Source organism: bacterium, from assembly GCA_021158245.1.
Taxonomy (GTDB): Bacteria; Zhuqueibacterota; QNDG01; order QNDG01; family QNDG01; genus QNDG01.
Genome location: JAGGVB010000013.1, coordinates 1 through 9,338 on the forward strand (window position 1 = coordinate 1; position 9,338 = coordinate 9,338).

The 9,338-nt window shown below is 37.3% G+C and carries 9 protein-coding genes and 1 tRNA gene; 8 read left to right on the top strand and 2 right to left on the bottom strand.

Annotated elements, in window-relative coordinates; genetic code table 11:
• Window positions 1-187 precede the first annotated feature (187 nt).
• Window positions 188-1,117 (bottom strand): DUF1684 domain-containing protein, encoded by a 930-nt coding sequence (locus J7K93_00750; GenBank protein ID MCD6115517.1) that lies wholly within the window; start codon window positions 1,115-1,117, stop codon window positions 188-190.
• Between the two features lie 533 nt (window positions 1,118-1,650).
• Between J7K93_00750 and J7K93_00755 the strand changes: the two genes are divergently transcribed.
• Window positions 1,651-1,986 carry a TfoX/Sxy family protein gene (locus J7K93_00755; protein MCD6115518.1) on the top strand — a complete coding sequence of 112 codons (336 nt, stop codon included), beginning with the start codon at window positions 1,651-1,653 and terminating at the stop codon, window positions 1,984-1,986.
• 129 nt (window positions 1,987-2,115) lie between these two features.
• On the top strand, window positions 2,116-2,277 hold the full coding sequence (locus J7K93_00760) for a hypothetical protein (GenBank protein MCD6115519.1): 162 nt from the start codon (window positions 2,116-2,118) through the stop codon (window positions 2,275-2,277).
• 15 nt (window positions 2,278-2,292) lie between these two features.
• Here the strand turns inward: J7K93_00760 and J7K93_00765 are convergent.
• Window positions 2,293-2,376: transfer RNA gene (locus tag J7K93_00765), tRNA-Leu, on the bottom strand.
• A gap of 464 nt (window positions 2,377-2,840) precedes the next feature.
• Here J7K93_00765 and J7K93_00770 point away from each other — a divergent pair.
• The 6 genes from J7K93_00770 to pepT are packed head-to-tail and all read left to right on the top strand — an operon-like array spanning window position 2,841 to window position 8,889.
• Window positions 2,841-3,911, top strand: coding sequence for a metallophosphoesterase (locus tag J7K93_00770; protein MCD6115520.1), 1,071 nt, complete (start codon window positions 2,841-2,843; stop codon window positions 3,909-3,911).
• Window positions 3,912-5,999, top strand: a complete 2,088-nt coding sequence (locus J7K93_00775; protein MCD6115521.1) for an AAA family ATPase — start codon at window positions 3,912-3,914, stop codon at window positions 5,997-5,999.
• Window positions 6,000-6,019: 20 nt separating this feature from the next.
• Window positions 6,020-6,655 (top strand): hypothetical protein, encoded by a 636-nt coding sequence (locus J7K93_00780; GenBank protein MCD6115522.1) that lies wholly within the window; start codon window positions 6,020-6,022, stop codon window positions 6,653-6,655.
• 52 nt (window positions 6,656-6,707) lie between these two features.
• Window positions 6,708-7,202, top strand: coding sequence for a hypothetical protein (locus J7K93_00785; protein ID MCD6115523.1), 495 nt, complete (start codon window positions 6,708-6,710; stop codon window positions 7,200-7,202).
• A gap of 30 nt (window positions 7,203-7,232) precedes the next feature.
• Window positions 7,233-7,637, top strand: a complete 405-nt coding sequence (locus J7K93_00790; protein ID MCD6115524.1) for a hypothetical protein — start codon at window positions 7,233-7,235, stop codon at window positions 7,635-7,637.
• Between the two features lie 16 nt (window positions 7,638-7,653).
• The gene (gene pepT, locus J7K93_00795) at window positions 7,654-8,889 is read left to right on the top strand and encodes a peptidase T (GenBank protein ID MCD6115525.1); all 1,236 of its coding nucleotides are present in this window, start codon (window positions 7,654-7,656) and stop codon (window positions 8,887-8,889) included.
• Window positions 8,890-9,338: the final 449 nt, after the last annotated feature.

The window sequence follows — 9,338 nt, forward strand, 5'->3', positions numbered from 1 at the left end:
GGATGCTGATTAATTGAGAGCATGAATTTATGCCGGTTTAATACTCCTTCAAGGTTAAGGCTGCTTCCTAATAATAGTCTGCCGCTGGAAATATTTTTGATGCAGAATATTCCGGCAGGTTTTTGCCGCTCCCTGTATTCTCTTTTAATATCTTCTCTCGATTTCAAATTTATCAGCCTCAATATTATTAGTGCTCTATCGGGTATCTTTTCTCTCCTGCCTTAATCGGAATATCAAGTGAATTCTCGTCAGGAGGATATGAACAGTTATATACATGGGAATAATTACAAAGCGGATTGAATGCTTCATTAAAATCAAGTATGAATTTATCTCCGAAAGGTTCTTTAATTTCAAAGAATCTCCCTGCAGGATAAGTTGCCTTACCGTTTGTCTTATCATTAAAGGGTATAAATATCCATGCTTCTCCGGGGCCTTTTGTGAGGTCTTTTTTATAAGCAATCAGGAATTCTTTCTGACCTTTTATTTTAAATATAATTTTTGCGTATCTGTAAAAAGTTTTAATTTGATTCTGGCTTGTAAGCATTTCAATTTTATTGAGTTTTTTAAATCTTTTAAATTTGGCATTGATTCTGTAATCAGGGTCAGGAGTGTAATACAGAAGATGTTGGAAATTCTTAATTGATTCTTTATCAGGATCAAATACAATTATAACAAGCCGCTCGTCAAGAGGATAGATTACAAAATGATATTTTTTATATCTGCCTTCAGTCATTTCACCGAGGATATCTCCGGATTTAATCGGTTTCCCGCTGGAAAAGCATTTGAGCCCGGAATTAAATGATTTGAACAGCCATTTATTCTGTTTTTGAGAAACCGAGAATAGTGTTCCATTTATTTTTTTATCAGATAGGCTGTATTTACCTTTTTTGTATACAAGGTATTTTGTCTCTCCCTGTTGTGCTGTCAGTCTTGCAAGGCCTGCAAATGGCGATGTGGGGGAGGTTTTAAACTCTTTATCTTTATCCTGCCGTGCTTTAATTAAATTTTGTTCCCATTTAAGGATGTCCGTGTGCTTGTTGTTTTTGCTGCATCCTGAAAAATTAGTCAGCATTGCAGAGAGCAGTAATACTGAAAGGTAAAAGACGCCTTTTTTCATTTTTTTACTCCGCTCGGTTTTTAAATTTTTTTAAAATAGGGTGCTTTGTAAATTTAATAATTTTTAGAATAATTAGGAAATAAAATTATTGGTTTAAGAAAAAAATCGTTAGGGAAGGAATATCCGGAAAGAGTTTGTTTGACTTTTCAATGTGATTTTATTATGTTTTAAAAAGTTATATTTATTTCTATTGTTTCCGGACAGGATGCTGATTTTTCCAAAGAAGATATAACGTTCCGGCTGAATAGTACTTACTTGAATGCTTAAGGATATTACTGGTTGTGAATAATTTGAATAGGCCTGCTTACAGCGAAATTTTTTATCCTTTCCCATATTACGCGGGAGATGTTGACTGAGCCGGAATTTTTTATTTATAAATTCAATATTTTAAGAAACTCCGCGCTGTTTATTTCGAAGACACAAATTATAATTTTTTATATTGATTTACTGCACAGGTGTTTATATTTTATAGCTCATGTTAAGTTTGACAGTTATGTGTATAACTATTCTTAACAATTTCCAAGGGGAGAGGAATGGCATCAGATTTAAGTTTTGTTGAATTTATTGCAGATCAGGCTGAAAACGCAGGTTTAATTACTTACAGAAAAATGTTCGGAGAATATGCGCTTTACTGCAACGGAAAGGTTACAGCACTGATATGTGACAATCAGTTGTTTGTAAAACCAACTGAAGCTGGGAGATCGTTTATCGGCAAAGTTGTTGAGGCTCCTCCTTATCCGGGAGCTAAACCATATTTTCTTATTGAGGACCAGATTGAAAACAGAGAGTGGGTCGGCACTCTGATAAAACTAACAGAAAAAGAACTTCCTTTGCTAAAGCCGAAGAAATCAAAAAAGAAAAAGAGCTAATACTATGTTGAACAAAACTGCTTTGTGGTAGTAGAGAAACACGTTTTTTGAAAATTTTGTAGAAACCTTGAGAAAATGAGTTTTTCCATTTACCTTAGGTTATTTATTAATTAGCCAAAGGAGAGTATTATGGAAGGGCTAATTGATCAAATGAAGATTGATATTGAGCTTCATGATTACTGGTGTGCATACCGTCCGGAAGATTGGCTTTCCCCAAGCAAACGTAAAACGGCACCTATTTGTGATTCAGCTATTTCACGAATATTCAAGAACGCAAAAAAAACGACATAATGGCCGGCCTTTTTGTGCCGGGGGCGGGAATCGAACCCGCATGGACCAAGGTCCGCTGGATTTTGAGTCCAGTGCGTCTACCAATTTCACCACCCCGGCATAAAAACAAAGCGATAGAATATACAAAATTTACTTTGTCTTGTCAAGAGAGGAAGAGAAAAGAGAAGAGAAGGGGGTTAGTAGTGAAAAGTGAATGGTTTTGGTGTCTTGAGAATTTTCTTTAACTCATGGTGTTGAGACAGGAAATTTTGAATTTTAAATGTTGAATTTTGAATTAAAAGATAAAGAGATGTTGAATTTCCCCTCCGTCACAAGTTGAACTTGGGGCGGAGATTTTCAGATGCCGGATAAATATTTTTTTCTTTTTTATTTCCGTACTTTGCACTCGTTGCAAGGGGAAATAAGCACGCGTCATGAGGTGATTGATACGAGGCACGGCGCGCCGTACTCTTACGGTTTAGTGATGAAAAAACATCGTTAATTTTTATCAAACTCTTGACCTTGTCTTTAAAAAATCGTATCTTCAAATTGTCTTTTACTTATATTTTTTACGAGGTGCAAAATTGGAATTTGCAGTTACTGCTGATCTTCATCTGAGACAGAATGAACATAACGAACGTTTTATTGCATTAAAAGCTATTTTTGATGAAATGCATAAGCGTAAAATCAGTACCCTTGTTATTGCAGGGGACCTGTTTGATGCTGATGAAAAGAATTACTCTGCTTTTGAAAAAATATGTACTGAAGATCCGGCAAAAAATTTTAAAATTTACATAATTCCTGGAAACCATGATTCGGGCCTTAAGCAGAAAATGTTTGCGTCAGGCAATATCTCTGTAATATCCACAGCTCAGATAATACAATTTGACATGATGTCAAAACCAGTATGTTTTATTCCGTACAAAAAAAATACAACTATCGGTGAGCAGATTCAGAACGTTTCTGACAGGGATATGCTTGTTCCGGGAAAGTGGATATTAATAAGCCACGGAGACTGGATTGAAACAATTAATCAGCCAAATCCTTACGAGCCAGGGCTGTACATGCCTTTAACAAGAGGAGACCTGGAAACACACAAACCTGCTTCTGTGTTTCTGGGGCACATACACAAACCCATTGACAGCCCTGTTGTACATTTTGCAGGATCTCCCTGTCCTCTTGATATAAACGAAACAGGGAAGAGGCGTTTTCTTTTAGTGGATTCGGAAACCGCAGATTCCGAATCTGTGGCAGTAGAGTCGCCTTTATTATATTTTAATGAAAAACTTCTTATACTCCCCGTAGATAACGAACAGGAGTACATTTTTAATCAGGCGGAAGCTTTGATAAAAAAATGGGCTGTTGATAAAGCTGGGGCTGTACGCATACAAATCAGAATAACTGTTAAAGGATACACAAAAGATAAATCTGCACTTGATAAAATTGTAAGGGATGCATTTAAAGATTTTTCTTTTTACAATAACGAAGCGCCGGATTTATCAAAAGTGTTTTTAAGCGATGATTTTGAAAAGAACGAGATTGCCTTGAAAGTAAGGGCAAAATTAATAGAGACCAGGATAAACAGAGGGGAGACCCAGCCTTCGAGAGAAGAGGTTATGCTTAGTGCACTTCATATAATTTACGGAGATAAATAAGTGGCTGTTTTTATCAAAGAAATAAAAGCTGAAAACCTTGGCCCTGTACCAAAGCTGTCAATTGGGTTTAAAAAGATAAATGTGATTTTCGGGCATAATGAGCACGGCAAAACATTTCTTGTGGAATTTATATTAAAATCCCTTTTTAAAAGCGCTTCAAAATGGAGCTTAAGAAACAGTTCTGCGCAAGGTAAAGTAATTGTCAGTGGTATTACGGATAATGATCTGAGTTTCTCTCCAAATTCTCCTGAAAAGATTGAAGACTATCTGCAGGATTCAAATCCCGGGCTGCCTCCGGATCTTTCTCGGCTGCTTGTTGTTAAAGGAGCGGAACTGGAGTTGTCTGACAATCCCAGAGACAGTGATAAGACAATTGTAAAAAAGTACATTTCTCAAAAGGGCGTACTTGATGTAATTGCACAAAGAATTCCTCCTGCTGAAAAAAACACAACAATTGAAAACGGAGAGATAATTGCTCAGAGAAAAGGCAGGGGAAAAGATCTTGTGGAACTTACCGGCCAGTATCAGACAATTAACACTTTGCTTGACGAGGTAAATCAAAACTTCTCTGCAGGGAAAATTGCAGTGCTTAAATCAGAGAGAGATGATCTTACTGATAAAATCCGTGTTATGGAGGATGCAAAAAAATATCTTGCATTTACTCTGTATGAAAAATCCGATGAGATTAAACAAAAAATTGCAGAAATAGACGAGACTCTGATTAAAAAGGCCAGAGACCAGCTTGCAGTGTGCAGATCAAAACAGAGCAAAATCGTATCATTGAAACAGCAGCTGCGCCAGTCTGAAAAAAATGCGGAAAATTACAGGTGGCTTGAAAAATTTAAAGAAGAGTATGATTCCCTTTCTTCTGTTGTAAAACCGGATGTTCCGAAATTGTTCCTGATAACCGGAATTACATGCGCGCTTTCCGGACTGATTGCAGGATTTTTAAAATTTGTACCCTTTTACTTAACAAGTATTCTTGTAATTACAGGAATTGCTCTGATTGTAGTATATTCGGACAAACTCAGAAGGTCTGTTGATTCTGCTGTAAAGAGATCGGAACTGAAAGAGCTTGAAGAAAAATTTTACAAAAGGTTCGGCAGGGATTTTTCCAAAGTTGATGTGCAGACTTTGTCTGACCTGTTCAAATCCGATTATGAAATATACACTGTCAGATTAAGAGACATACCGTCTGAAACACAAGAGCTTAACCGTGCTTTATCAGATCTTTCAAACATGGTTTTATCTCTGTGCGGCAAAACATGCACTCTTGAAAATGCGGATTCTCTTATCAGCTCAAAAGAAAAAGAATTAGAGAGCCTTAAATCGGATCTCCGTAAAATTGAAAACCGTACAGCACAGCTTAATGTTGAAAGAAGTCAGGTTATTTCAGAGCCCCAGCCTGCTGATTTTAATCAGGCTGAATATAGTAAGTTAAAGGAGAAATCTTTACTGCTTGAGAAAAAAATTGAAAAAGAAAAAGATTCTCTGTCAAATCTTAAGGTAAATATTTCACGGCTTACAGGCGACAGTATAAGCAGCGCGTGGGAGGTTCTGATAGATAATCTCAGAAATAAAAAACTGGAAACTACTGAAAATCTGAAAAATGTAAAAGCCGGGCTGTATGCATCCAATATTGTATTTAATGTGATACAGGATTTTGCGAGAGATGAGGAACAAAAAATAAAAGAGAGGCTTCAGTGGGAGGGCCTTAACACGGTTTTAAAGAACATTACTCAGAGATATACTGATATTACGCTTTCAGGTGATTCTCTTGTTGTATCGGACGGTTTTCACGATTTTCCTTTAAATGACCTCAGTACAGGCGCACAGGAGCAGGTACTTCTTGCTCTGCGGGTTGGTTTCAGCTCACAGATTTTTAAGGATAATTCTCTGTTTTTTATTCTTGATGATGCTTTTCAATATTCGGACTGGCAGAGAAGGGAATTTCTGGTTAAAACGGTTTTTTCTCTCGCAGAAGCCGGCTGGCAGATTATCTATTTTACTATGGATAATCATGTAAAGGAACTTTTTGATAAAAACGGGAAAAATTTCGGCGCTGATTATGCAAGCTATAATTTGTAATAAAGGGATTTCAGGTTTTAATGGATCAGATTAAAGGGAAAATACACAATTTTGCAAAACTGAAAGTACCGGAAAAATTTGTACTGAGACGAATGGGGTATCCTCCGGGTTCAGTAAAAATACCGGAAACTATCCGGGAAATCACTGAAAAGATGTACAGTCTGAGCGAAGACCTGATGAATCCTTCGGGAGTTTATACAATTTTTTCCATAACTGAAATTTCCGCAGAAAGAGTTGTGCTTGGGAAAAAGGATATTGGAATAAAGAGTGAAAATATTGCAGGTCTTCTTAAAAAGTCGGAATTTGCAGTGCTATTTATGGTTACAATAGGAAAAAGTCTTGAACAAAAGGTGGCGGAATTATCAAATTCCGGAAACATGACAGACGCGCTTATTCTTGATGCAATAGGATCGGAGACTGCAGATTATGCTGCGGATATTCTACACAGGCAGGAAATTGCCGGAAAAGCGGAAAAAGAGGGGTTTAAAGTGACTCCGAGGTTCAGCCCGGGTTACGGAGACTGGGTATTGTCCGCTCAAAAGGATATTTTAAGAGTATGCAGTGGAAATCAAATTGGTATTTCTGTTTCGGATAATTTTATGATGAGTCCTCAGAAATCGGTTTCTGCAGTATTCGGGCTTGTTAAATCCGGCTGAATTTATCAGGAGAAAAGCTCTGGAAACCTTGTATAAGACATTTGAGAACATTGTGTTAACACATATAAAGCGGTACAAAAAACTTGAGATAAAAGATCTGTACAAACTTGTTTATCAGGCTGCAATGGGACCTGCGCATATTTTCACAAGTATTAATCAGATTCAGGAAGATCTTACTGAAGAGTGGCTTGATGCAGGAAAACCCCTTTTCCAGGAAGGTCTTATGGAGATTATTGATCCCAGATCCAGGGTCGTAAGAGTAAATCTGAGAATTTACAGGGGGATGGGCGGAACAATTTTACAAATGGCGAACATGGTTCATGAATCTGCTATGAAATTCAGAGGGGATTTTGCAGCTTTAATGCTTTACAGAGATTATCTCAGTAAGATGAGCAGAGAGGGAACCATCAGATTTAAAGAAGATGATTTATCGCTTTTTTGGGAACAGATGGAAAAGGAAAATTTCCCGGCTGTCTGTCACAGCAGTGTTTATATTGAATCGTACAGACCCGCGTACAGGGTGATTCTTCAGGAACTGCTTTTTTGAGTTTTGAAAAACAGAACGGAGAAAATTGATATGAGTGGTCCGCAAAAACAGAAGAAACAAGACTTTACAAAAGAAGAATTGGAAGAGTTTATAAGGGAAAAAGAGACAATAAAACAGATTGTGGGACAGGTGGGAGGCCAGCCAACAACATTCAGCAAAGTATTCAATGTTGCTATGCTGATACTGATTCTCGGGACACTGATTTCCGCTCCTTTTATTCCTAAAAATCTGGAGCTGCCTGCAGTCGAAGTCGGGCTTGTAGTACTTTCCATAAAAATATTTTATCTTGTTCATAATGAGGCTAAGGTTATTCATTTCCAATTCTGGATGCTGAGCTCTCTTGAATGGAGAATGAATGATACGGCAAAGAGACTGGCAAGACTGGATGAAGATATTCATACAATTGCTGAAGAACTGCGTAAAAAAAAGAAATAAAATTTCGGAGGAAACAATGAATCAAAATTTGTTGGAGAGATTTTTACGTTACGTTAAGATTGATACTAAATCATCTGAAACAGCCGGAGATGCATATCCAAGTACGGAAAAGCAGAAAGACCTTTTAAGATTGCTCGTTGAAGAGCTGAAGGCTCTGGGATTAAAAGATGCTGCAATGGATAATCACGGATATGTTTTCGGAACCCTTCCTTCAAACATATCTGATGGGATAAAAACAATTGGTTTTATCTCGCATGTTGATACATCGCCTGAAGTGTCGGATACAGATGTAAAACCTCAGATCAATAAAAATTATCAGGGCGAAGATATTGTACTTCCGGGTGATACAACACAGGTAATTAAAGTTGCTGACAACCCTCATCTGAAAGAGCATGTCGGACACGACATTATTACTGCTGACGGAACAACTCTTCTCGGCGCAGATGATAAGGCAGGTATAGCAGAGATAATGACAATGCTTGAGTATTTTTCAACTCATCCTGATGTTAAGCACGGAACAATCAAGGTAGGATTTACTCCTGATGAGGAGATCGGTGAAGGTACAAAATATTTTAATGTTGAAAAATTCGGAGCTGATTTTGCATACACTGTTGACGGTGAAAGCCCGGGAGAAGTAGAAGACGAAACTTTTAATGCATCTCTTGCAGAGTTTGAGATTAAAGGGGTTAATGTACATCCCGGATATGCAAAAGGCAAAATGGTTAACAGCATAAGAATTATAGGCGATATTATACATGAGATAAATTCTTATCCTGCTCCTGAAACAACAGAGAAAAAAGAGGGGTTCTTACATCCCTACGTACTTTCCGGATCTGTGGATGAATCTCATCTTAAGGTTCTGATAAGAGATTTTGAACTGAAAGGCATTGAAGAAAAATCAAAGATATTAAATGATATCAGGAATAAGATTGCAGATAAACATCCCTGCGCTGAAATAAATCTTACAATTAAAGAGCAATACAAGAATATGAAGATAAAACTTGACGAGGAGCCGAGAGTAATTGAGTATGCGGAGAAAGCTGTAAAAATGGCAGGCCTTGAACCGCAGCGCCATGCAATAAGAGGCGGAACAGACGGTGCAAAACTCTGTTTTATGGGGCTTTTAACTCCAAATATCTTTACAGGCGGCCATAATTTCCATTCCCGTCTTGAGTGGGTAGCTCTGCAGGACATGGAAAAGGCTGTGGAAGTACTTATAAATCTTGTAAAAATCTGGGCTGAAGATAAGTAAACACAGTAAAATGCAAATTAAAGAGCCGTTCTTACTTTAGGATTTAAAGGACGGCTTTTTTCTATCCGGCATCTGGAAAATCAAGTCTCTCGCAACGCTCGCAGAGACCGCAAAGAAAAAATAAGGATAAAGGGGGAAGTGAATAGTGAATAGTGAAAAGTGAATAGTTTTTGGGTTGTGGATAATTTTCATTAATGTGAGATCGTTATTTAATTGTCAGAAATGTTGTTGTTAAGACAAGGAGAAAAAGGTATAAAGGGATAATGTATAGACAGGATGCCTCCTGCCTCATTCTCCGGCATCTGAAAATTATAATTCAACAAGCAATAGAGAATATCGAACTCCAAACACCGATTTTTGATTTCAGATATGTTTATCTGGAATTTTCTCAAATCTCAAATCGATATTCTGTTTTAATAATGTAGGGAACGCATATATGCGTTCCCTAC

Bases quoted from the DNA above. Each gene is read 5' to 3' on its own strand.
- J7K93_00750 (MCD6115517.1), bottom strand. From the start codon at position 1,117: ATGAAAAAAGGCGTCTTTTACCTTTCAGTATTACTGCTCTCTGCAATG.
- J7K93_00755 (MCD6115518.1), top strand. From the start codon at position 1,651: ATGGCATCAGATTTAAGTTTTGTTGAATTTATTGCAGATCAGGCTGAA.
- J7K93_00760 (MCD6115519.1), top strand. From the start codon at position 2,116: ATGGAAGGGCTAATTGATCAAATGAAGATTGATATTGAGCTTCATGAT.
- J7K93_00780 (MCD6115522.1), top strand. From the start codon at position 6,020: ATGGATCAGATTAAAGGGAAAATACACAATTTTGCAAAACTGAAAGTA.
- J7K93_00790 (MCD6115524.1), top strand. From the start codon at position 7,233: ATGAGTGGTCCGCAAAAACAGAAGAAACAAGACTTTACAAAAGAAGAA.
- pepT (MCD6115525.1), top strand. From the start codon at position 7,654: ATGAATCAAAATTTGTTGGAGAGATTTTTACGTTACGTTAAGATTGAT.